The sequence below is a fragment of the Shumkonia mesophila genome (genome assembly GCF_026163695.1).
Classification (GTDB): Bacteria; Pseudomonadota; Alphaproteobacteria; order Rhodospirillales; family Shumkoniaceae; genus Shumkonia; species Shumkonia mesophila.
Genome location: NZ_JAOTID010000001.1, coordinates 57641 through 79044, shown reverse-complemented (window position 1 = coordinate 79044; position 21404 = coordinate 57641). Strand labels below are relative to the sequence as shown.

The 21404-nt window shown below is 64.8% G+C and carries 19 protein-coding genes; 11 read left to right on the top strand and 8 right to left on the bottom strand.

Annotation, left to right across the window (positions count from 1 at the left end; translation table 11 throughout):
* The first annotated feature begins 23 nt into the window (after positions 1 to 23).
* A complete protein-coding gene (gene arfA / locus ODR01_RS00355; protein ID WP_316975604.1) occupies positions 24 to 1574 on the top strand; it encodes an arabinosylfuranosidase ArfA in 1551 nt (516 codons plus the stop codon).
* Positions 1575 to 1812: 238 nt separating this feature from the next.
* Here arfA and ODR01_RS00350 read toward each other — a convergent pair whose 3' ends face one another.
* From ODR01_RS00350 to ODR01_RS00330, 5 genes are all read right to left on the bottom strand, one after another.
* On the bottom strand, positions 1813 to 3210 hold the full coding sequence (locus ODR01_RS00350) for an L-fucose/L-arabinose isomerase family protein (protein WP_316975603.1): 1398 nt from the start codon (positions 3208 to 3210) through the stop codon (positions 1813 to 1815).
* 16 nt (positions 3211 to 3226) lie between these two features.
* Positions 3227 to 3979 (bottom strand): L-ribulose-5-phosphate 4-epimerase, encoded by a 753-nt coding sequence (locus ODR01_RS00345; RefSeq protein ID WP_316975602.1) that lies wholly within the window; start codon positions 3977 to 3979, stop codon positions 3227 to 3229.
* 703 nt (positions 3980 to 4682) lie between these two features.
* Positions 4683 to 5336, bottom strand: a complete 654-nt coding sequence (locus tag ODR01_RS00340; RefSeq protein ID WP_316975601.1) for a Vgb family protein — start codon at positions 5334 to 5336, stop codon at positions 4683 to 4685.
* Between the two features lie 29 nt (positions 5337 to 5365).
* Positions 5366 to 5824, bottom strand: coding sequence for a RidA family protein (locus ODR01_RS00335; protein ID WP_316975600.1), 459 nt, complete (start codon positions 5822 to 5824; stop codon positions 5366 to 5368).
* Between the two features lie 27 nt (positions 5825 to 5851).
* Positions 5852 to 7072: a helix-turn-helix domain-containing protein gene (locus tag ODR01_RS00330; RefSeq protein ID WP_316975599.1), complete on the bottom strand. Its 1221-nt coding sequence runs from the start codon at positions 7070 to 7072 to the stop codon at positions 5852 to 5854.
* Between the two features lie 94 nt (positions 7073 to 7166).
* Here ODR01_RS00330 and ODR01_RS00325 point away from each other — a divergent pair, with 94 nt between their 5' ends.
* Entirely contained in the window at positions 7167 to 7937 is a 771-nt protein-coding gene (locus ODR01_RS00325) for a DUF899 domain-containing protein (protein WP_316975598.1), read from the top strand.
* A gap of 57 nt (positions 7938 to 7994) precedes the next feature.
* Positions 7995 to 8291, top strand: coding sequence for a hypothetical protein (locus tag ODR01_RS00320; RefSeq protein WP_316975597.1), 297 nt, complete (start codon positions 7995 to 7997; stop codon positions 8289 to 8291).
* Positions 8292 to 8355: 64 nt separating this feature from the next.
* On the opposite strand, the gene ODR01_RS00315 is transcribed toward ODR01_RS00320, so the two are convergent.
* Entirely contained in the window at positions 8356 to 9231 is an 876-nt protein-coding gene (locus ODR01_RS00315) for a LysR family transcriptional regulator (protein ID WP_316975596.1), read from the bottom strand.
* 204 nt (positions 9232 to 9435) lie between these two features.
* Here ODR01_RS00315 and ODR01_RS00310 point away from each other — a divergent pair, with 204 nt between their 5' ends.
* From ODR01_RS00310 to ODR01_RS00290, 5 genes are all read left to right on the top strand, one after another.
* Positions 9436 to 10638 (top strand): pyridoxal phosphate-dependent aminotransferase, encoded by a 1203-nt coding sequence (locus tag ODR01_RS00310; RefSeq protein ID WP_316975595.1) that lies wholly within the window; start codon positions 9436 to 9438, stop codon positions 10636 to 10638.
* 29 nt (positions 10639 to 10667) lie between these two features.
* Positions 10668 to 11699, top strand: a complete 1032-nt coding sequence (locus tag ODR01_RS00305; RefSeq protein WP_316975594.1) for an Ldh family oxidoreductase — start codon at positions 10668 to 10670, stop codon at positions 11697 to 11699.
* Between the two features lie 58 nt (positions 11700 to 11757).
* Positions 11758 to 12726 carry a tripartite tricarboxylate transporter substrate binding protein gene (locus ODR01_RS00300; protein ID WP_316975593.1) on the top strand — a complete coding sequence of 323 codons (969 nt, stop codon included), beginning with the start codon at positions 11758 to 11760 and terminating at the stop codon, positions 12724 to 12726.
* 70 nt (positions 12727 to 12796) lie between these two features.
* Positions 12797 to 13258 (top strand): tripartite tricarboxylate transporter TctB family protein, encoded by a 462-nt coding sequence (locus ODR01_RS00295; protein ID WP_316975592.1) that lies wholly within the window; start codon positions 12797 to 12799, stop codon positions 13256 to 13258.
* A 44-nt stretch (positions 13259 to 13302) separates the two neighbouring features.
* Complete coding sequence (locus tag ODR01_RS00290; RefSeq protein WP_316975591.1) at positions 13303 to 14874, top strand: tripartite tricarboxylate transporter permease; 1572 nt, start codon at positions 13303 to 13305, stop codon at positions 14872 to 14874.
* Positions 14875 to 14897: 23 nt separating this feature from the next.
* Here the strand turns inward: ODR01_RS00290 and ODR01_RS00285 are convergent, their stop codons facing one another.
* Together ODR01_RS00285 and ODR01_RS00280 are read right to left on the bottom strand one after the other, a co-directional pair.
* The gene (locus tag ODR01_RS00285) at positions 14898 to 15548 is read right to left on the bottom strand and encodes a response regulator transcription factor (RefSeq protein WP_316975590.1); all 651 of its coding nucleotides are present in this window, start codon (positions 15546 to 15548) and stop codon (positions 14898 to 14900) included.
* On the bottom strand, positions 15545 to 17827 hold the full coding sequence (locus ODR01_RS00280; protein WP_316975589.1) for a sensor histidine kinase: 2283 nt from the start codon (positions 17825 to 17827) through the stop codon (positions 15545 to 15547). The genes ODR01_RS00285 and ODR01_RS00280 overlap by 4 nt, the downstream gene beginning before the upstream one ends.
* Before the next feature lie 408 nt (positions 17828 to 18235).
* On the opposite strand from ODR01_RS00280, the gene ODR01_RS00275 reads away from it, so the two are divergent.
* From ODR01_RS00275 to ODR01_RS00265, 3 genes are all read left to right on the top strand, one after another.
* Positions 18236 to 19219: a tripartite tricarboxylate transporter substrate binding protein gene (locus ODR01_RS00275; protein WP_316975588.1), complete on the top strand. Its 984-nt coding sequence runs from the start codon at positions 18236 to 18238 to the stop codon at positions 19217 to 19219.
* A 133-nt stretch (positions 19220 to 19352) separates the two neighbouring features.
* Positions 19353 to 19802 (top strand): tripartite tricarboxylate transporter TctB family protein, encoded by a 450-nt coding sequence (locus ODR01_RS00270; RefSeq protein ID WP_316975587.1) that lies wholly within the window; start codon positions 19353 to 19355, stop codon positions 19800 to 19802.
* A 17-nt stretch (positions 19803 to 19819) separates the two neighbouring features.
* Positions 19820 to 21349, top strand: coding sequence for a tripartite tricarboxylate transporter permease (locus tag ODR01_RS00265; protein WP_316975586.1), 1530 nt, complete (start codon positions 19820 to 19822; stop codon positions 21347 to 21349).
* Positions 21350 to 21404 lie beyond the last annotated feature (55 nt).

The window sequence follows — 21404 nt, the reverse complement described above, 5'->3', positions numbered from 1 at the left end:
CGATGAATAATGGAGATTCCGGAATGCTGACCGCCAACGTCGTTCTTCACCCCGACTTCACGATCGGACAAACCGACCCCCGCCTGTTCGGCGCCTTTGCCGAACACCTCGGCCGTTGCGTCTACGGTGGCATGTTCGAGCCCGGGCACCCGAAGGCCGATGCCAAGGGATTTCGCCGGGACGTGCTGGATCTGGTGCGCGAACTGGCGCCGACCATCCTGCGCTATCCCGGCGGCAACTTCGTGTCGGGCTATAACTGGGAGGACGGCGTCGGCCCCGTCGGGGATCGGCCGCGGCGTCTCGACCTGGCGTGGATGTCGACGGAAACCAACGCGTTCGGCACCAACGAGTTCATCGACTGGTGCCGGCTGGCCGGCATCGAGCCGATGCTGGCCGTCAACCTCGGCACGCGGGACGCCGATGCCGCCCGCAACCTGGTCGAATACTGCAACCATCCGGGCGGCACCGCCCTATCGGACCTGCGCCAGGCGCACGGCTGGGCGAAGCCCCACGCGGTGAAGTTCTGGTGCCTGGGCAACGAAATGGACGGCCCCTGGCAGATGGAGGCCAAGACCGCCACCGAGTACGCCCGCAAGGCCGTCGAGGCCGCCAAGATGATGAAGTGGATCGACCCCTCGATCGAGCTGGCGGCCTGCGGGTCCTCGGGGCGCACCATGCCGACCTTCGGCGCCTGGGAGCAAACGGTGCTCGACCACTGCTTCGATCACGTCGAGTACATCTCGCTGCACACCTACCTCAACAATTGGGCCGGCGATACCGCGGCCTTCCTGGCCAGCCCCGACCTCATGGACGCCTTCATCGACGAGGTCGTCGCCATTGCCGACGCCGTGTCGGCACGGCGCCGGTCTTCGAAGCGCATCATGCTCAGCTTCGACGAGTGGAACGTCTGGTATCGGACGCGACGCAGCCGTGCCGATCGGGTCAAGGAAAACTGGCCGGTAGCACCGGAGATCCTCGAAGAGGTCTATTCCATGGAGGATGCGCTGACCTTCGGCGGCGCCTGCCTGTCGCTGCTCAATCACGCCGACCGGGTGAAGGCGGCCTGTCTGGCCCAGCTGGTCAATGCCATCGCCCCGATCATGACCGAAACCGGTGGCCCGGCTTGGCGCCAGACCATCTTTTATCCGTTCGCTCACTTCAGCAATTTCGGCCGCGGCCACGTGCTGAAGGCCAAGATCGATTCCCCGACCTACGCGGCCACCTACTACGACCCGCGCGGCGCCGAGGATCTCACCTTCCCGATGCCGGCGGTGCCCTATCTCAAGGTCGCGGCGGTTCATGATCCCGAGGCGGCATCCCTGACCCTCTTTGCGCTCAACCGCAGCCTCGATTCCGAAATGACGCTGAAGGTGACGGCCAAGGACTTCAGCGCGCTTTCGCTCACCGAGGGCCTGGAGATGCACGACGGCGACCTCAAGGCGGCGAACACCAGGAAGGAACCCGAGCGCATCCGGCCGAGGCCGTTGGAGCGCGTTACCCTCAAGGGTCAGAACCTGACGGCGACCCTGGCCCCAGCCTCGTGGAACGTCATTCGGTTGGGGGTGGAGAGGTAGGACAGGAAGACGTGTACCTATAAAGATTTACGCCGTCATTCCGGACGTTAGGCGAGCCCGGTGCACAGAGTTGACGCGTAAGCGTCAAATCCTGCACCGGGTGGCGAGCCTTGCGATCCGGAATCCAGGGCAAGCGCTCCATCACTCGCCCCTGGATTCCGGATCACAGACTTTCCTAGCCAAATCAAAGATTTGGAGGAAAGTCGTGTCCGGAATGACGCGTTAATGAGGCGACGACCTACACCTCGGCGTACTCGATCCCCAGCAGCTCGCAGAAGCTCTGCCAGCGCGGCCGCGTGTCGCCCAGGTGCAGCACCTGGTGGTGGGTGCCGCCGTTGCGCAGCCAGCCGTTGAGGCATTCGCGGACGCCGTTCTGCGGGCGCATCATGAAATAGGGCATCTCGACGTTGGGAAGCTCGTCGGTTTCGAGGATGGTGCCCTGGGTGACCACCAGCCGGTAGTGCTCGCCCACCACCGGAACCAGCGAGACCAGTGTGGCCGGGCCGGGCTGGGCCTGGAACAGCACGGTCGGCGGGTTGTCGAGCCCGCCGATGCCGAGCGGGCGGTCGATGAGACGGGGTTTCCTGTCCTTGCGGGCGACCTTCCAGTTGCCCTCGCCCATGTGGCTTTGCAGCACGGCGTCGAGCGGGAAGTCCATGGCGTACATTTCGGTGAAGTGCGGATCGGGGGCCAGGCCATAGCCGGCGACCATCAGGCTGGCGCAGGACGAATCCCCCTCCGCCGAATAGCCGTATCCCTCGGCCATCAGGTTGGAGGCGGCCATCATGTGGGTCTGGCGGAAACGCCCATCGAGGCCGATCTGGTCGAAGTACAGGCTCCAGGCGTCGTAACCGCCGGCATCGACGACCGTCTTGATCGCCACCTGAAGGCGGGCCGCGTAGCGGTGGCTTTCCTCGGTGATGGCCTCGTCGATCTCGAAATTCTTGCGGTTGGCGGCGATCACGGCGTCGATCTCGGCGCCCTTGACGCCCTCCATCGCCTGGGCGATGAGGCCGATGTTCACGTGATCGACCTGCGGCCCCAGCCTGCGCATGAAGGCGTGGGGGTCGGTCAGGATGTCGCCCATGCCGGGCATCTGGCCGATGATGGCGACGCGCGCCTTGCGCATGCGCTTGACCGCCCGGGCAGCGCAGGCGAAGTCGCCGACGGACTTGGCGAAACTGTCGGCCCGCCAGTCGTCGGTGATCACCTTGAAGCGCACGCCCAAGCGCATCAGCGAATTGGCGGTGTCCTGGGCGCCGTGGACGCCCTGGTTGTAGGTGAGGTTCGACATGTCCCAGCCGGCGGTCACCGCCTGTTCGGGCTGGATGTTGGCCAGCATGACCGGCAGCCGGACGTCGCGGAACGCGTTGACGATGCGCAGGGCCGGGCCATAGGTCAGATTGACGACCATGATTCCCTCGCAGTCGTCGGCCTCGAAGCCGCGCATGATGCGCTCGATGTCGTCGCGATTGCGGGCGGCGCCGGGGAAACGGACGTCAACCTGATCGGCAAGGCGCTTGGCCACCTGACGGGCATAGTCCTCCTGGCGCTGGGTGATGCCGGGGAGCATGTCGTCATAGAGCTCCTGCATGATACCCAGCAGCCCGATGACCGGTTTTTGTGACGTCATCATCGCGTTCTCCCCAAGTTCAAACGTTGCCCCGATTCCGTGGTGGCCGCTTTCGCGAGGAGCCCGACGGCGTCTCCGGCTGGCCATACCAGGCGTCTTTCCCGTGCTTGCGCTCGTAGTGGTAGGAGAGGATGTAATCCTCCAATGGCTGCGGACTTCCCGCCACCACGGTGGTCAGGGTGGCCATGCGGGCGGTTTCCTCGAGGATGACGGCGTTGCGCACCGCCTCGTCCGGCGAAGGGCCCCAGGCAAACGGCCCGTGCCCGGCCACCAGGACCATCGGTACGGCCATCGGATCCAACCGATCGTCAGCGAAGCGCCGCACGATGGCGTCCCCGGTTTCCGCCTCGTAGTCCCTGCCGACTTCCTCGGGCGTCAGCGCGGCGGTGCAGGGAATCGGGCCGGCGCAGTGATCGGCGTGCGTCGTGCCGAGGCACGGCACGGGCCGCCTGGCTTGGGCCCAAGCCACGGCGTGGACGGAATGGGTGTGGGCGATGCCGCCGATCTGCGGAAAGGCGCGATAAAGAACGGTATGCGTGCGGGTGTCCGACGACGGCCGCAAATCCCCCTCGACGACGCGGTTGTCGAGATCGACCACAACCATGTGTTCCGGCCGCATCTCCTCGTAGGGAATCCCCGACGGCTTGATGACCACCAGGCCGCGCCCGCGATCGATGCCGCTGACGTTGCCCCATGTGTAGAGCACGATGCCCCGGCGGTTCAGTTCCAGGTTGGCCTCGCACACGGCCCCGCGCAGCTTATCGAGCAACATGGCGGCACTCGGATTTGTGTTTCCAGGTTCCTGTGGGAGGCCCAAGTATTGGGGCGCTCACAAGTAATGATACCAATTTGAAGTTAGCGTCCACACACCAAAACGCTACCGTTCCTGACATTTATTGGAACGAGAAGCCTTTATTCTATTTTTATTATTGAAGATATTTTTGCATTTTGATGTCTTCTCCTAAAGATTGAAAGTCACCATTTCGTCGAAAACATGGATTATGCTGCTTTTTTGATCCCTACCCGTCTGGTGTGTGGCGCCGCTGCCGGGGAGAGCTTCACGGACGTGGAGGGATCCTTGCCGGTGGCCGGCAAGGGCTCTGTTGGGGCAGCCTGACGGTTGTGTCGGGCGGCCTACGCACTCCTTAAGGAAGGGTGATTTAACGCGACGATCTTTGCACCAGGGTGCGACGAGATGATCGGCCGGCGATATGGATACAAGCGGCGCACCGGTGCGTCCGCCGGTTTTGTGGGCGGGCGCGGCAGAGGCGGCTTGCCAAGAGGCTTACTAAGAATAGACCGCCGGAAAGAGGCCGTTATCGGATATCCGGGCGGAGGGTGATGATGTACGCGAGGATATCGACCTTCGCTTTTCTCTGCGCGCCGGCGTGCAGGTTGGTGATCGCGGATGGCTTGCCGCGCCGCGGTGTCATCCTGCGCGGTCACCGCCTCGACGACCCGCCGATGTTCTTCCCTCATCCGGTCGAGATGGAGGCTCGCCGGGGCCGGCGGACGGCTCTCACCTTCCCGCCGCTTCCGCCTCCGCAGAAGAACTGCTCGCCGCCATCGGACTCGAGCCCCGACACGGCCACGCCGGGCGGCATCTCGATCCTTTCGAGGACCTCTCCCGTTCGCGGATCGATTCGCCTGAGATCGCTCTCGTCGGCTTCCCAGGTGCCGTGCCAGAGCTCGCCGTCGATCCAGGTGACCCCGGTGACGAAGCGGGTGGTCTCGATGGTGCGCAGAATCGCCCCTGTTTGGGGATCGACCTGGTGGATCTTGCGGTCCCGGTACTGCGCCACCCACAACATCCCTTCGGCCCAGGCGAGGCCCGAGTTGCCGTCGCCCTCGGGCGCCGGGATGGTGGCGAGCACGCGGCCGGTCTTCGGATCGATCGTCTGGATGCGGTCCTCGGCCAGCTGAAACAGGTGCTTGCCGTCGAAGGCCGACCCGGCAAGCGCGGTGGCATCGATTTCGCGCACCGTCTTCCCGCTTGCCGGGTCGAGGGCGTTCAGCCTGTCTCCGGATGCAAACCAGACATGCCGGCCGTCGTAGGTGACGCCATGCACGGTCTCGACACCCGGAAAGGGCCCATACTCGCGAAGGATTTCGGCTGCTGATCGTTTCATGCGTCTATCCTGGGGCACCGAGGCCCTGCTCAGTCCGGCAGCGCCGCGACGGCAACAATTTCAACAACGATGTCGGGTTGTGCAAGCGCTGCAACTCCGATCACCTCCGAGGGCGGCGGGTTGTTATTGCTGCAATGCTTCGGACAATGCTCAGCAAAGAACTCGTCCATCACGTCCAGGCGATAATGGGGAGAGCTCAGAACGCCGCCATTGGGAAAGGGCCCCTTAACAAAGATGGTCAGCCTGATGAGATATTCGAGCGAGCTGCCGAGTTCCTCCAAATCCGATTTGATGTTGGCGAGAATTGCGTGCCACTGTGCGGCGGCATCGCCAACGAAGCCTCCCTTTTTGTCGGTTGCATCATAATCGTCAGCGGTCGCCGTGTTTCCGCAAAGGAAGACAAATCCCTTTGCTCCGCTAACGACCGTGCCTTTTCCCCACGGCATTAACCGGCCGCTTTTCAATTTCTTATGGGTCACGAGTTCCATCTTTTTCTCCCGTCCCGAGTTCTCATCCTAGTCACTTGGTAACGGGGCGGGGAGTAACAAGGTCGTCGTGAATCCCGGCACCGGCGGGGTCACCCAGCGACGGGCCCGCCCGCGGCCATACGATTGTGCCTTGCCGGCGACGGCCAGCGAGTCCAGCGCCCGCTGCACGGTACGCGGACTGGCCCCCAGCGCCAGCGCCAGGGCCGAGCTCGACCATGACTCGCCGTCGGCGAGGAAGGCCAGCACCGCCGCATGTTTCTCTTCGATGGGCCGCGCCAGCACGACGATCTCGGGGGCGTGGCGCGGCGAGAGCGCAAACCCCCGCTTCGTCGCGCTGACGCCGGCCAGGGGACGCAGCGCCGCGCGAAGCCGCCCCATCTCGACCCGCAGCCGTTGGCGATGCGATTCATCGGCGGTCTTGGCCCGGAAGGCGCGGGCGAGGAGCGTGGCCCTCGGCACATCTCCGGGCCACGCCTCGCCCAGCGCGCGGGCGAGCGCGAACAGCACCGGGCGCCGGACCAGCGATACCGCCATGCGGGTGTCCCGCACCACATGACGGCAGGCGTCGACGACGAGCGTGTTGCCGGCCAGCAACGCCTCGACCTCCTCGAGCCGCAGCGGGCGCTCCTTGCCCCCGGCAAGCAGGCGCGCCGCGGGCGTATCGAGCACGAGGGACGCGCTGTCGATCTCCGCCGCCAGCCCGGGGTTGCCGGCGTGCCCGGCGGCGCGCCCGGCCCGGGCGAGGGCGGCGCGCGCCGGCTTCGTGCGCAGGCGCCGCATGGCGATCCCGGCGACGACCAGTTCGTGGGCGGCCCGCAAGGCCGGCGGGAAGGGCGCGGGGTCGAGCCCGGCCAATGTCCGCTCGGCCTCGTCGAGACGCCCGATCAGCAGCAGACGCCGGGCCTCGAGATAACGCGCATGCGCGGCGTTCAGCCGATCGCCCGCCCCTTCAAGCGTCGCGCGAGCGGCATCGAGCGCCTTGGCGGGCCAGCCCAGGTCGCGCGAAACCAGCGCGATCTCGGCCTCGGCGACGACGCACCGCGCCCGGGCCACGGCGTCTTTCGAACCGAAGGCGCGGGCCGCGCGCCGCACGAGGGCCCTTGCCCGCTCGAGATCGCCCAACTGCGCCATGGCGATGCCGCGCAGCGCCAGCGCGGGCGCGTCGTCGCGCAACGCAACCCGGTTCAGTGCGCCCAGCGCATCACCCGCGGCGAGCGCGCGGGCCGCCGCCCCGATCAGCGGGTCCATCGGAATCCCGACACACTTGTCACTCCCCACCGTTCGAATTCGCTACCGATAATCAATCTCACGACGATTAACCCAACACGCAAGGAGAAACGGGATGACGAAGCACAAGACCGGAACACGCAAGGAATGGCTGGCGGCGCGGCTCGATCTGCTCGAGGCGGAGAAGGAGCTGACGCGGTTGGGCGACGAACTGGCGCGGCGGCGCCAGGAACTGCCGTGGGTCAAGATCGACAAGGAGTACAGCTTCGAAACCGACGGGGGGAGCGCCTCGCTGGCCGACCTCTTCCGGGGGCGCTCGCAGCTGCTTGTCTATCACTTCATGTTCGGGCCCGACTACAAGTCGGGATGCCCGTCCTGCTCGGCGATCGCCGACGGCTTCAACGGCATCGTCGTCCACCTGGAGGCCCACGACGTCGCGTTCACGTCGGTGTCCCGGGCGCCGCTGGCCAAGCTCAACGAATACAAGCGGCGGATGGGATGGACGTTCCCCTGGGCGTCGTCCTTCGGCAGCGACTTCAACTTCGATTTCAGCGTGGGGTTCAGCGAGGAGCAACAGCGCCAGGGCATCGAGTACAACTACCAGCGCGAGCCGGCGTTGCCGCCCGGGATAGCCTCGCGCAAGACATCCGACGGGGCTGCCAAGGGCGCCACCATGGCCGGCACCGACGTGCCCACCTACGCGAGAGAGAGGCCGGGCGTGAGCGCGTTCGCGCTCGAGGACGGCATCGTCTACCACACCTATTCCGCCTACTCCCGCGGTGTGGACGCCATCTGGGGCATGTACCCGTGGCTCGACCGCGCGCCCAAGGGGCGCAACGAGACGGGCTACTGGCTGCGACGCCACGACGAATACGACAAGGGCTGAGCGGCTGTTGCCGCGTCTCGCACCGGCCGGGGAACGCATCGTTGTAGGAGAGAAAACATGAGCGACGCCGATACCGGCGGAAGCGCCTGCGGCGCGATCCGCTCTGAAAACAGCAACGTAGCCGCCCTCGGCGCGGCCGGCTGGCTGTCCCTCGCGGCCGCGCCGACCTTCGGAATCATGGCGCTGCTGACGGGTGTTCTCGATGGCGGCCCGCCGGATATGCTCTGCTCGGCCGCACACCATGCGTCACCGCTGACCGGAATGGTCCCGATGTACGTGCTGATGAGTGCCTTCCATTCGGCGCCGTGGCTGAGGCTGATCTCCAGCCGGCGAAACGGCACCCACCGGCCTTGATGCGGCGTTTGCCAAACGGACTGTGCCAAGCCGCCCTCGTCCAAGGCCGGACCGCCGGACCGGGTTATCGTGCGGCCGGCTGGACGAGGGCGGAAAGCAGGGCCTCGACCAGGGCCATCTTCTTGCCGCGGCGCAGGGTGACGACGCCGAGTTCGCGGTAGAAGGAGGCGTCGCCGAAGGGGACGGCGCGGATGCGGTCGCGGGCGGCTTCGCGGATGTAAAGCTCGGGGACGACGCCGGTGCCGAGGCCGGCCGACACCATCAGCAGGATGCTCTCGAAGGTATCGAGCTCCATCTCCGGCACGATGGCGAGGTTGCGCTTCTCGATCTCGCGGTCGATGCGCCGCTCGATCGGCAGGTTGGGAATGAAGCGCAGGTAGGGGCCGGCCGACAGCAGGTCGGCGTCGGTGGTGCCGGGGGCGTCGGCCGGCGCGATCACGAAGAACCGTTCCATGGCGTAGGCGCGCCAGACAAGTTCGTCGTCCGCCGCGGGCGGGCCGACGATCAGGGCGGCGTCCAATTGGCCGTTCCGGACGTCCTGGGTCAGGTCGTTGGACAGGCGTCCGCTGTTGATCAGGCGCAGGGATAGATTTGGGAAGCTTTGCTTCAAGGTGCGCAGCGCCCTCGGCAGAACGCCGGTCAGGGCGCTGCGCACGGTGCCGACCACCAGGGTTCCCTTGACCTCGCTGCGGCAATGGGTTTCCAGGAACGTGCGATGCAGCGCCAGCATGGCTCGGGCCGTCTCCACATAGGCCTGCCCGTGGCGCGTCAATTTCGGCGGCCGGCTGTCGCGGCTGAACAGCGGAACGCCGAGCAGGTTTTCCAGCTCGTGAACTTGCTGGCTGACGGCCGATTGGGTCAGGTTCACCGCCTTGGCCGCCTTCGTGAACGAGCCGTGGTCGGCGATGGCGACGAGGCTTTCCATCTTGCGGATGTCCATGGGTCGTGCCGTCCGTCCGGGGATGCGTCTGCCGACTCGTATTATTAGAGTATGTTATGAAAATTATTAAATAAAATCGCAATCCTTAATTATATGGCCCACGCTAACCTGAAATCCGGGAGACCTGCGCGGTACCATGCGGGAGTGCCAAAGTCTAATCGCACGGGGCGGCGGCCGGCCGATCCCTGCGCCGGGAGGAAGACCATGAACGTGATTGCCGAGCACCTGGGTGCCATCAAACAATCCGCGGCATCGACGGCGTCGGCCCGCGCGGCGGAGCTGATCCGCCAGGGGCGCGACATCATCCGGCTGACCGCCGGCGAGCCCGATTTCGAAACCCCGGAACACGTCCAGCTGGCTGGCATCCGCGCCATCATCGAGGGCAAGACCAAGTATCCGCCGATCCCCGGCATCCTGCCGTTGCGCGAGGCCATCTGCAGGAAGCTGAAGAAGGATAACGGCCTGACCTACGCCCCCGAGCAGGTCATTGCCGGCGCCGGCTGCAAGCAGGTCATCTACAATGCCCTGGGCGTCACCCTCAATCCCGGCGACGAGGTCGTCATCCCGGCGCCCTATTTCGGCTGCTACGTCGATCAGACGCTGCTCAACCGCGGCGTGCCGGTGGTCATCGAAAGCCGCCCGGCCGAACGCTTCAAGCTGACGCCGGAGCGGCTGGAGGCCGCCCTCACGCCGCGCAGCAAGTGGCTCATCCTCAACAACCCGGGCAATCCGTCGGGGACCGTCTACGATCCCGCCGACCTCGAGGCCCTGGCCGAGGTGCTGCGCCGCCATCCGCAGGTATGGCTCCTGTCGGACGACATCTACGAACACCTGATTTACGAGGGCGCGGCTTTCCACTCCATTCTCGAATTCGCTCCCGACCTCGGCGAGCGGACCCTGGTGGTGAACGGCTTCTCCAAGACCTACTGCATGACGGGCTGGCGTCTCGGCTACGGCGCCGGTCCCATCACCCTCATCAAGAACATGGTCAAGCTGCAATCCCAGTCGACCAGCGGCGCCTGCTCCATCTCGCAATGGGCGGGGGTGGCGGCGCTCGACGGCGATCACGGGTTCGCCGTCCGCAACCGGGCCGTCTTCCAGCAGCGGCGCGACCGGGTGGTCGAGCGGATCAATGCCATCGACGGGCTATCCTGCGTGACCCCCCAGGGCGCCTTCTATGTCTTCATCGCGTGCGAGGGCCTGCTCGGCCGGCGCACGCCGGACGGCAAGGTCCTCGAAGGGGAGGGCGACGTCGTCGATTTCCTGCTCCACGAGGCCGAGGTGGCGGTCATCAACGGGGCGTCGTTCGGCCTGTCGCCCTTCATCCGCATTTCGTTCGCCGCCAAGACCGAGTTGTTGGACGAGGCGTGCCGCCGCATCGCCGCGGCCTGCGCCCGGTTGAAGTGAGGGACGCCGGAATGTCGGAAATGGTCCGAGTGACTGCCGAAACGGTCGAGAGGGCCATCGCGGAGGTGCTGGTCCGGCGCGACGTTCCCGCTGCCGACGCCGATGCCGCGGCGCGCGGGCTGGTCGGCGCCAATCTGCGCGGCGTCGACACCCATGGCCTCGCCTGCCTGCCCGACTACGCCAAGGCGCTGGATGAAAAACGTCTGAAAGCGGTGCCCGCGATGACGGTCGATCGGCGCCTGCCATGGGCTGCCACCCTCGACGCCGATAATGGCCTGGGGCCGGTCGCCGCGATGCGGGCGGTGGATCTGGCCCTGGAGGCGGTCGGACGGGTCGGGATCGGCGCCGTCGCGGTGCGCCGCAGCAACCATTTCGGGGCCGCCGGGGTCTACGCGGCGATGGTGGCCGAGCGGGGCTGCGTCGGCATCGTGACGGCCAACGCGTCTTCGGTCTGCGCGCCGTTCGGCGCCGCCGCCCCGATGCTGGGCACCAATCCGCTGGCCGTTTCCGTGCCGGCCGGCCGGCATCCGGCCTTCGTCCTCGACATGGCGACCAGCGAAGGATCGCGCAAGAAGGTGCGCAAGGCCCTGGCCGAGGGGAAAGCCATTCCGGCCGGCTGGGCCCTCGGTCCCGACGGCCGCCCGACCACCGACCCGCAGGCGGCGCTGGATGGCGTCATGCTACCGTTCGGAGGCGTGAAGGGGTCGGGCCTGACGCTGCTCATGGACATCCTGTCGGGGGTGCTGACCGGCGCCGAGTTCGGCGGCCGGGTGCTCAGCGTCATGACCAACCAGGAACGGGAATCGGGCAACGGTCATTTCCTCATGGCGTTCAAGGTCTCGGCCTTCATGGCCGAAGCGGACTTCCGGGCCCGCATGGACGAGGAGATCGCCCGGCTCAAGGCCCTGCCGCCGGCCGAAGGGATAGAGCAGGTCATGTATCCCGGCGAACGGGAATGGAAGATCGCCGAGGAGCGGCGGCGGACGGGGATTCCGGTTCCCGGGCCGCTGGTGAGGGAAGTCGTCGCCCTGGGAGGCGACAGTTTGAAGGGGGCGGGTTGACTCCCGGCGTCGGGGGCGCCGTCTTTTACAGGACCATGATAAAAGGGAGGCGAATGTCATGCAGACCAGGAAGTTCGTAAAGGTTCTTACATCCGCGATCGTTGGTTCCGCCTTGTGCGCGTCGGCGGCGATGGCGGCGGATTTTCCGTCGAAGGACATCAAGATCATCGTTCCCTTCGCGCCGGGCGGCGCGGTGGACGTCACCTCGCGGATCATCGCCGAGTACGCCAACAAGTTCCTCGACAAGGTCAAGGTGGTGGTCGAGAACCGCGCCGGCGGTGACGGCGTGGTGGGCCAGACCTTCGCCGCCAAGGCGAAGGCCGATGGCTACACCGTGTTGGCCATGACCAGTTCCGTCGTCACCAATCCGGTCCTCAAGGAGACCCAGTACAAGGCCGAGGACTTCGCGGCGGTCGCCCTGTACACGGACGACCCGGAAGTCCTGATCGTGCCCATCGACTCGCCCTTCAAGACGGCGGCCGACTTCATCGCCGAGGCCAAGAAGCGGCCGGTCAGCGTGACCATCGCCGGCATCGCCACCTCGCACCATCTTGCCGGCCTGGCGCTGGAGGAATCGGCGGGGATCAAGTTCGACTACCTGCCGACCAAGGGTTTCGGCGCCCAGTTGCAGGCGGTCATGGGCAACCATGTCGAGACGGCCCTGTGGTCGTTCGGCGAGGGCAAGAAGCATGTGGACGCCGGATCGGTGCGCCTGCTGGCCGTCGCCTCCGACAAGCGGCTTGCCGCCTTTCCCGACGTGCCCACCTGGAAGGAGGCTGGCCTCAACATCGTGCGCTGGACGACCTTCCGCGGCTGGGGGGTTCCCAAGGGAACGCCGAAGGAGGCCGTGACCTTCCTTGCCGACCTGCTCCGCAAGGTCAACGAGGACAAGAGTTACATCGCCCGCATGACCGAATACGGCTATCCGGTCTCCTACCGCGATGCCGCCGGCTACACCGAAGTCGTCGACGATTACGCCGCCCTGGCGGGCAAGGTGATCAAGAAGCATAACCTGAAGCAGCAATAGGGACGAACGGGGGGACCGGCGGCTTCGTGGCTGCCGGTCCCCCCGGCCCGGCGATCGGGGAAGAGGGGCCATGGCGATTTTTCGGAAGCTCGATTTTTGGACGGCCGCGACGTTTTTCCTGATCGGCGCCGTGGTGATCGGATACGCCTCGGGGTTCGACGCACGGTCGCGATCCTATCCCCTCTTCCTGGGCGGCGCGCTCTGCGTACTGGCCGTCGGCCTGTTTGTCCAGGCGTCGCTGTCGCGTTCGGCCAAGACCGTCGACCGCGAGGAGGTGAACATCCTGCTCGCCGGCCCCGCCCTGCAGGCGCTGCTGTGGGTGGTCTGGATCGTGCTGCTGGCCGTCGGCGCCGGCTATCTGGGGCCCAGCGTTCTGATCGTCGCCGCCAGCGCCATGCTGTTGCGCGGCGGCCACCACGGCAAAAGCCTCGGGCAATCGGCGACCATCGTCGCAGTCGTGTTCTTCATGTTCTACATCATCTTCGATATTCCGTTGCCGGTACTGGACGTCATAGAGGAACTCATTCGATAGAAATGATGCCGGACAACGCGCGAATTTGAAGGACGAAAATTATAATGGACGCCGTATTGCTGGGTTTTGAAACGCTGATGCGCCCCGAAGTCTTGGCGTTTCTTTTTATCGGGGTCGTCGCCGGCCTGACCGTCGGGGCCATCCCCGGATTGAACGACAACATCGCGTTTGCCATTTTCATCCCGTTTTCCTTCTCCATGCCGCCGACCTTCGCCCTTGCCCTGATGGTCGGTCTCTACTGCTCGACGGCCGTCGGTGGCTCCATCCCGGCCATCATGGTGAAGGTGCCGGGAACGGCGTCCGCCATCATCACCACCATCGACGGCAACGCCATGGCCCGGCAGGGAGCGCCCGGCAAGGCCATCGGCATCGCCATCACCTCTTCCGTCGTCGGGGGTCTTTCCAGCGCCATAGTCCTTGTCTTCCTGGCGCCGCCGCTGGCCAAGTTCGCCCTGCGCTTCGGCTATGTCGAGAACTTCGCCCTTGGCGTCCTGGGGCTGGCCAGCGTCGTCGGCCTGCTGGGAGGCAACGTCTTCAAGGGGCTGATCTCCGCCGCCCTCGGCCTGCTGGTCGCCACCGTCGGCCTCAGTCAGGAAACCGGCTTTCCGCGCTTTACCTTCGGGATCGCCAACCTGTACGAGGGCGTGCCGTTCCTGCCGCTGCTGGTCGGCCTGTTCGGCATCACCGCCGTGTTCGAACTGACCGAGGAACTGGTGCGGGAGCGACGGGCAGGGCGCAAGCCCGAGGCGCTGCCCCGTATTTCCGATCGCCTCATTCTTCCTTCCGCTTTGGTCAGGCGCCTGATCCCGACCTGGGTCCGCTGCTCGATCATCGGCAACGTCATCGGCGTGATCCCGGGAGCCGGAATGCTGATGGCCATCTTCCTGGGCTACGAGCGAACCTCGCGCGTCTATAAGCGAAAGTACGAGGGGCGTCCGGGCGAAGCCAAGTGGGGGGAAGGGGCACCCGAGGGGATTGCCGCACCGGAAGCGGCCAACAACGCGGTCGTCGCCAGCTCCATGGTGCCGCTGCTGTCGCTGGGGATTCCCGGCAATTCGGTTTCCGCCCTGTTCATCGCCGCCCTCATGATCCACGGCATGATGCCGGGGCCGCTGCTGTTCATCGAGCATGCCGACATTGCCTGGATGATCATCCTGGCCTTCGTCGCCGGCAACCTGGTGATGGGGCCGATCGCCTTCGGTCTGGTCAAGACGCTGACCGGCATGGTCTACCGTCTGTCCAAGGAACTGCTCATCCCGACGATTGCGCTTTTGTGCCTGAGCGGCGCCTATTCCGACGAGAACGCCATCTTCAGCATCTGGGTGGCGCTGATCGCCGGCCTTGTGGGGTATGCCTTACGTAAGCTGTCGATCCCGCATGCGCCCATCATCCTGGCCCTGGTGCTCGGCCGGCAGATCGAGGACAACTTCGCGAATTCCCTGATTGTGTCAAAGGGCAACTGGTCGATCTTCATCGACCCCGTCAATCATCCGATCAGTCTGCTTCTCATCGCCGGCGCCACCTTCTTCATGCTGGGGCCGGTATTCGGCTTCATCCGCACGTGGGCGCGCAAGCGCTGGGCGGCCAGGGCGGCGGCAAGCCGCGCCGTCTCATGATCCCGGAGGGCGGAACGCGGCCGTCAGCCGGGGCCGGTGTCGTCCTCCAGCATGCCGGCGTTCATGGCATAACGGAAAAGCTGGGCGGCATTTTCCAGGTTGAGCTTCTTCATGGCGCGGCTGCGGTAGGTCGCCACCGTCTTGGTGCTGAGATCCATCTGGTTGGCGATGGCGGTCAGGCGCTCGCCACGGGCGAGGCGGCGCAGCACTTCGTATTCGCGTTCGGACAGGACGTCATGGGGTTTGGCGGGACGAACCGGATCGAGGAGTTGGCGGACCAGGCTGTCGACCAGGGTCGGGCTCGTGTAGCGGCCGCCCTTGAGAACCTTTTCGATGGCGTCCTGAAGCTCCTCGGGAACCGAACCTTTGGTCAGGTAGCCGTTGGCTCCGGCCTCGAAGGCGCGTGCCGCATAGCCGTTTTCCGGATGCATGCTGAGGATGAGGACGGGAAGGTCGGCCCGGTCCTTGCGGATGAGGCGCAGGACCTCGAGCCCGCTCCGGTCCGGCAGCGAAATGTCGAGGATGACCAGGTCGTAGTCGGTGCCGCCGATCATCCTCATGGCGTCGCAGCCGGTTTCCGCCTCGTCGAAGTCGGCGGTTCCCACCGAGATCGAGGCGATTTCCTTGATCCCCTTGCGCACGACGGCATGGTCGTCGACCAGCAGAATTCTCACGCGGTTGCCTCCTTGCCCGTGGCCTTCACTTCGGCCTCCCGGAAGGGAATCTCGACGCAGATCCGGGTGCCCCGATGCGGGGCTCTCGATAGGGTCATCGTTCCGCCCAGCGACCGGGCCCGTTCGCGCATGCCGATCAGCCCGAAGGACGACGGACAATCCACCGCCTGCTGGGGGATGCCGATTCCGTCGTCCTCGATCTCCATGACGAACCGGTTCCGCTCCCGCTCAAGACGGATATGAATAGCCGAGGCGCGCGCATGCCGAACGACGTTGGTCAGCGCTTCCTGATAGATGCGGTAGACGGCGGTGGCCTGCTCGCGGTCGAGACCGTCCTGGTCGCCGGGGCCGTGTTCGAAGTCGACACGGAGGCCGGAACCGGCCAGGAACTCGCTGGCGTGCCATTCCATGGCGGCGATCAGGCCGAAATCGTCGAGTTGGGTGGGACGCAGTTCCTGCGAGATGCGCTGCACCGATCGGATGGTTTCCTCGATCATGCGGTTGAGGGCCGACAGCCGGTCAGCCGCGGCGCGACCGATACTCGGGATGACCCGCCTCAGCATGGAAAGGCCCATCTTGAGGGCGGTCAGGTTCTGGCCGAGTTCGTCGTGGATTTCCCGGGAAATGCGGGCCCGGTCATCCTCGAGCGCCTCCTGCTGGAGCATCGCCAGACGGCGGAACTGCTCGCGCGAAACGCTGAGCGCGTTCTGGGTTTCCTTCTGGTCGGTGATGTCGGCGCCCACGACCTGGAATTCGGTCAGCGTGTCGTGGGCGTTGTAGATGGCCCGCACGGTCCATTTGATCCACCGCGTTTCGCGATGATTCAGGCGGATGGCCTGTTCGTCCTCGAAAATGGGCTGGTCCGGCGTCAGCGCTCCCAGGTGGGCCTCGATCTCGGCCATGCGCCGTTCCGGGACCAGTTGCCGCAGGTTCGAGCCGACCAACTCGGCTTCGTCGAGCCTGACGAACCCGTTGATCCTGACGAAATTGAGGAAGGCGTGGTTGGCGAAGGACAGCCGGAAGTCCGGCGTGAAGCGGACGACGAACTCGGTCTGGTCCTCGACGATGGCGCGGTAGCGCGATTCGCTGTCGGTCAGCGCGTGCACCGCCTTGCGGCGCTGCAGGATGTTGGCCGACAGCAGGACCACCAGGACCATCAGGCTGGCGGTGAAGCCGGCGACCGCCCAGATCGCATACTTGTACTTCCAGTAGAAGTTTTCCGGCCGGTTGATGACGATGCTGCCCTCCGGCAGCGCCGACACGGGTATCCGGAAGCGCTGGAGCTGAAGGAAGTCGAACATCGGGACGTTGGGGCTGTCGCGCAGGACCGGGATGGTGGAGGCGGGCTCGCCCTTGAGGATGCGTACGGCCATGCTCGCCGCTGTCTCGCCCTGGTGGCGGCCGCTGACCACGATGCCGCCGACCGTTCCGGCCCCCACGTAGTAGTCCCACAGCGTGTAGACCGGAAACGGACTGTGCTTGGCGTAGAGGGCCATCGCCTCGGTCGGCGTGAAAAACTTGCCCCGGCGGTCCTTGAGGAAGGCGATGTCGAGGATGACGGTTTTGCTCGGCATGCGTTTCAACGCTCCGATCAGCTCGGATTCCGACGGGCCGATCAGTTCGTCGAAACTGACGACGTCCTCGAAGTCGGGAAAGATCTGCCAGAACCGTTCGAAGTCGTAGCGGCCGACCATCGAAAAATCGCTGATCGCCATGACCAGCTCGGTGTGGGAATGCAGCTTCAGGGCCAGTTCGATGGTCCGGCGCATGTCCACATCCTCGGCGACGCCCGTAATGTTGCTCTCGCCGGCGATGCGGGCATTGCGAAAATGGACCCCGCAAAAAACGATGGGCACGTTCGGGAACAGCCGCGAGCGGCGCGTCAGCAGGAAATCCAGCGCCGCGTCGTTGGCGACGACGATCACGTCGATGCCGGTGCCGGCGTATTTCGAGCGGACCAGCGCTTCCATATGGGGGTAGACGGTCGTGGCGGGATGGCGGAGCGAGTCGAGCTGTTCGAAGAAAAGTTCCGTTCCCGGCATTTCGCTGGCGAATACCGAGCGGATGCCGCCGATGATGTTGTCGGTCTGGGCGTTGCCGACATTGTAGGAATTGATCACCAGGACCCGTTTCTTGGCCGCCAGCGCCGGCGCCGTTGCGAAGGCCAGCGCCGTCGCGAGGACGCCCGCCGCCGCAAGAAAGGACCATCGCCGGCGGTAGCCGCCGCCGCCGTTCGACCCTTGGCGGCCGCTGATGCGCAACGGCGGTGCGAACCCCATTCCGAACGTCCTCGTTCCCGCGTCACCCGATCCGACGCCGTCTCCCCTCTTACACCCGGGGCGGAGACGGCCTCAATGCCCGGATCCACCCAGGCTTACGAAAGCCATCGGAGAAAAGCACAAACCGTTATTAATAGTTATATACAAAATTCAAGTTGTAGGAAAAATCCTACAAGACGAAATCATTTTCCTACAAATATTTAGGCGTTGACAGTAAATAAATAATTTCATAAGCATTAAACAATTGGAAGTTAAATTTTGCCCCTACTGCAAAACAAGGGCGGCTTCGTTGGGGTGGCGTTGATCCTGCCGTTGGCGGGACGCTGGCGTTACCCGAACCGCAAGCCCGATTTGCCAAAAATGCCGAGGGGTCGCGTTTTGGGACAACGACAAAGAGGAGACATTTCGATGCATATCGGGAGGACGATAGCCTTCATCGGTGCGATTGCCGCGGCGGTGAGCGTGCCAATGTCGGGGCTTCTGGCGGAAGAGTTTCCGTCCAAGCCGGTCCAGCTTGTGGTTCCCTTCAAACCCGGCGGCGGCAGCGACATTTCGGCGCGCATCTTTGCCAAGTACGCGTCCAAGTACCTGCCGCAAAAAGTCATCGTGACCAACATCGACGGCGCTCGCGGGCGTACCGCGGAACTGGAAGTGAAGCGGGCGCGGCCGGATGGCTACATGGTCCTGTGGCAGCACCAGAATATTCACATGTCGGTAGCGACCGGGCGATCGAAGTACGACTACACGGCATTCGATCCGGTCGCCAGCACGGTCCGTACCGATACGGCCCTCGTCGTCGCCAAGAACAGCCCCCTCAAGACCGTGGCCGACCTGAATGCGGTGGCCAAGGCCAAGCCGGGCACCATCCGGTGGGGCGCGGCAATCAACGGCTTCAGCCACTTCGCTTACTTGGCGTACCTTGAGGCGGTCGGGCTCGACGAGAAGCACTTCCACACCATCGGCATGTCGGGCGACCAGGACCGCGTCATCGCCATGCTGCAGGGCAATCTCGACGTCGCGATCATCGCCCTCAGCGCCGCCCGGCCCTTCCTGGACTCGGGCGACATCGTCATGCTGGGGGTGATGGCGGACGAGCGCTCCGAGGCCTATCCCAACCTGCCGACGTTGCGCGAACAGGGCATCAACGCCCCCTTCTATTTCGACTATATGAGCTTCGTGCCCAAGGGAACCCCGCCCGAGCGCGTCAAGATCCTGCGGGAGGCGTGGCTCAAGGCCATTGCCGATCCGGAGTGCCGGACGGAACTGCTGAAAGGTTGGATGATCCCGACCGACATCGCGGGGCCGAAGTTCGACGAATACTTGAAAAAGCAGCTCAAGCTTTTCGTGGATCTGGCCAAGAAATATCACTTGGTCGAGGAAGAGGCGAAATAGACCTCCCCGTTTCTTCCCTCCCCTGGTCGCGGGCGGCGCCGAATCCGGGCGCCGGAGCAGGCGCCGCCCGCACCTTTTTGAATTCGCCCTCGCCCGGGTTCCCTGCCGGGGCTCCCTCTGACGGAGAGCATCCATGCGAACCGCCGACCGGATCAGTGCGATCCTTCTTTTTGTGGGATCCGTCTTCATGCTCTTTGAAACCGAGCATATCAGAGCGACGGCCTTCCAACTCCTCAGCAACAAGCTCTTTCCCAACATCATCTTCGGTCTGTTGGTTGCGCTGAGCCTGCTGCTTCTCGCCTCGACCTTCCTGCCCAAGGCTGCGACCGTCCTGCCGGCAGGCTACTGGCGGCGGGTGGTAGGCGGACGGAGGGTCATCACCCTCGGCCTGATCTGCCTCTACGTTCTCGTCATGCCGGTGGTCGGTTTTCTTCCGGCCAGCGCCGGCTTCGTTGTCATCATGACGGGCGCGATCAGCCCCAACCTGCGGCGCGACATGCCGATCGCCCTTGGTGTGGCCGCCGGTGTCGTCGGTCTCATCTGGCTGGTCTTCGTGTACTGGCTTCAAGTTTTCCTGCCCTGATCCGACGGGAGGCAGCAATGCTCCACCAATACCTCGTTTCCTTTCAGATGCTCATGACTCCCGAGATTATTCTTTCCATGGCGGGGGGAGTCCTTGGCGGCCTTTTCATCGGAGCGATCCCGGGATTGACCAGCACGATGGCGATCGCGCTCCTCGTGCCACTGACGTTCGCCATGGAGCCGGTCCACGGTCTCGCCATGCTGATGGGCGTCTATTGCGGCGGCATCTCGGGCGGCTTGGTCGCCTCGTGCCTGCTCAACATTCCGGGCACGCCGTCGTCGGCGGCCACCTGTCTCGACGGTTTCCCGATGGCTCGCCGCGGACAGGCGCCAAGGGCCCTGGGTCTGGCGGTCTACTCTTCGTTCGCGGGGGGCATACTCAGCGGTTTATGCCTGATCGTCATCGCGCCGCTGCTGGCGCGTTTCGCCCTCCGGTTCGGGCCGTGGGAATACTTCGCGCTGGTCATCTTCACCTTCAGCTGCGTCTCGTCACTGTCCAGCGGATCGACCCTGAAGGCGTTCGTCTCGGCGGGGCTCGGCCTCGCGTTGGCGCTGGTGGGGACGGACCCTGTGGACGGGATCGTGCGCTTCACGTTTGGCGTCGACGACTTCGAGTCCGGGTTCGACGTGATGCCGGCATTGATCGGCGTGTTCGCGCTGCCCCAACTTCTCCAGGATACCGACGATGTCGGCAAAGAGGCCCATCTTCTTGACGTCGAATTCCGTCTGAAGGCGTTCGTCGACGCTGGACTGGAAGTGCTGAAGCACAAGGTTTCCCTGTTACGTTCGACGGTGATCGGCGTCATCATCGGCATCTTGCCGGGGGTCGGCCCGGGGTTGTCGAACGTCGTCGCCTACGCCCAGGAGAAAGCCTCCTCCCGCACCCCGGAGAAATTCGGCCAGGGCGTCCTTGCCGAGGCCATCATCGCCCCGGAAAGTTCCAACAACGCCTCAATGGGCGGCGCCTTGATTCCGCTCCTGACGCTGGGGATTCCCGGCGACGCCTCGACGATGATGATGCTGGGCACTTTCATGCTGCACAACATCCAGCCGGGACCGCTGCTGTTCCGCGACAGCGGCGATCTCGTCTATGCGATCTTCATCGCCTTTTTCATTTCCTTCGGGTTCATGCTGCTGTTCTACCATCTGTTCATCCGCTACATCATCAGGGCTCTGCTGGTGCCCGCGCAGTTCCTGATTCCGGTCCTGGTGGTCCTGTGCGCCATCGGCTGCTACGCGCTCAACAACCGCATCTTCGACGTCTACTGCTTCGTTGCCTTTGGCGCCTTCGGCTATCTGCTGAAGCAGTTCAGGTTCCCGGTGCTGCCGCTCATCCTCGGTCTCATGCTGGGCGATATGGCGGAAACACAGTTCGGGCTCGCGATCAGCATGGGCAGTGGCAGCTTCCTGCCGTTTGTGACCCGACCCATTTCAGCCTTCCTGCTGGTGGTTTCGATCCTGTCCCTGGTGCTGCCGTACTATCTCGAAAGGCGGCGGACCCGGCGGGCGCATGTCGTGGTGCCGGTCGTTCCGCCGGACGCGGCCTGATCCCCGAGGACGACTGAACCCCAGAAGAACGGCGACCAAAAAGGACCAAAAAGGA

Bases quoted from the DNA above. Each gene is read 5' to 3' on its own strand.
- arfA (WP_316975604.1), top strand. From the start codon at position 24: ATGCTGACCGCCAACGTCGTTCTTCACCCCGACTTCACGATCGGACAA.
- ODR01_RS00350 (WP_316975603.1), bottom strand. From the start codon at position 3,210: ATGATGACGTCACAAAAACCGGTCATCGGGCTGCTGGGTATCATGCAG.
- ODR01_RS00345 (WP_316975602.1), bottom strand. From the start codon at position 3,979: ATGTTGCTCGATAAGCTGCGCGGGGCCGTGTGCGAGGCCAACCTGGAA.
- ODR01_RS00340 (WP_316975601.1), bottom strand. From the start codon at position 5,336: ATGAAACGATCAGCAGCCGAAATCCTTCGCGAGTATGGGCCCTTTCCG.
- ODR01_RS00335 (WP_316975600.1), bottom strand. From the start codon at position 5,824: ATGGAACTCGTGACCCATAAGAAATTGAAAAGCGGCCGGTTAATGCCG.
- ODR01_RS00330 (WP_316975599.1), bottom strand. From the start codon at position 7,072: ATGGACCCGCTGATCGGGGCGGCGGCCCGCGCGCTCGCCGCGGGTGAT.
- ODR01_RS00325 (WP_316975598.1), top strand. From the start codon at position 7,167: ATGACGAAGCACAAGACCGGAACACGCAAGGAATGGCTGGCGGCGCGG.
- ODR01_RS00320 (WP_316975597.1), top strand. From the start codon at position 7,995: ATGAGCGACGCCGATACCGGCGGAAGCGCCTGCGGCGCGATCCGCTCT.
- ODR01_RS00315 (WP_316975596.1), bottom strand. From the start codon at position 9,231: ATGGACATCCGCAAGATGGAAAGCCTCGTCGCCATCGCCGACCACGGC.
- ODR01_RS00310 (WP_316975595.1), top strand. From the start codon at position 9,436: ATGAACGTGATTGCCGAGCACCTGGGTGCCATCAAACAATCCGCGGCA.
- ODR01_RS00300 (WP_316975593.1), top strand. From the start codon at position 11,758: ATGCAGACCAGGAAGTTCGTAAAGGTTCTTACATCCGCGATCGTTGGT.
- ODR01_RS00295 (WP_316975592.1), top strand. From the start codon at position 12,797: ATGGCGATTTTTCGGAAGCTCGATTTTTGGACGGCCGCGACGTTTTTC.
- ODR01_RS00290 (WP_316975591.1), top strand. From the start codon at position 13,303: ATGGACGCCGTATTGCTGGGTTTTGAAACGCTGATGCGCCCCGAAGTC.
- ODR01_RS00280 (WP_316975589.1), bottom strand. From the start codon at position 17,827: ATGGGGTTCGCACCGCCGTTGCGCATCAGCGGCCGCCAAGGGTCGAAC.
- ODR01_RS00275 (WP_316975588.1), top strand. From the start codon at position 18,236: ATGCATATCGGGAGGACGATAGCCTTCATCGGTGCGATTGCCGCGGCG.
- ODR01_RS00270 (WP_316975587.1), top strand. From the start codon at position 19,353: ATGCGAACCGCCGACCGGATCAGTGCGATCCTTCTTTTTGTGGGATCC.
- ODR01_RS00265 (WP_316975586.1), top strand. From the start codon at position 19,820: ATGCTCCACCAATACCTCGTTTCCTTTCAGATGCTCATGACTCCCGAG.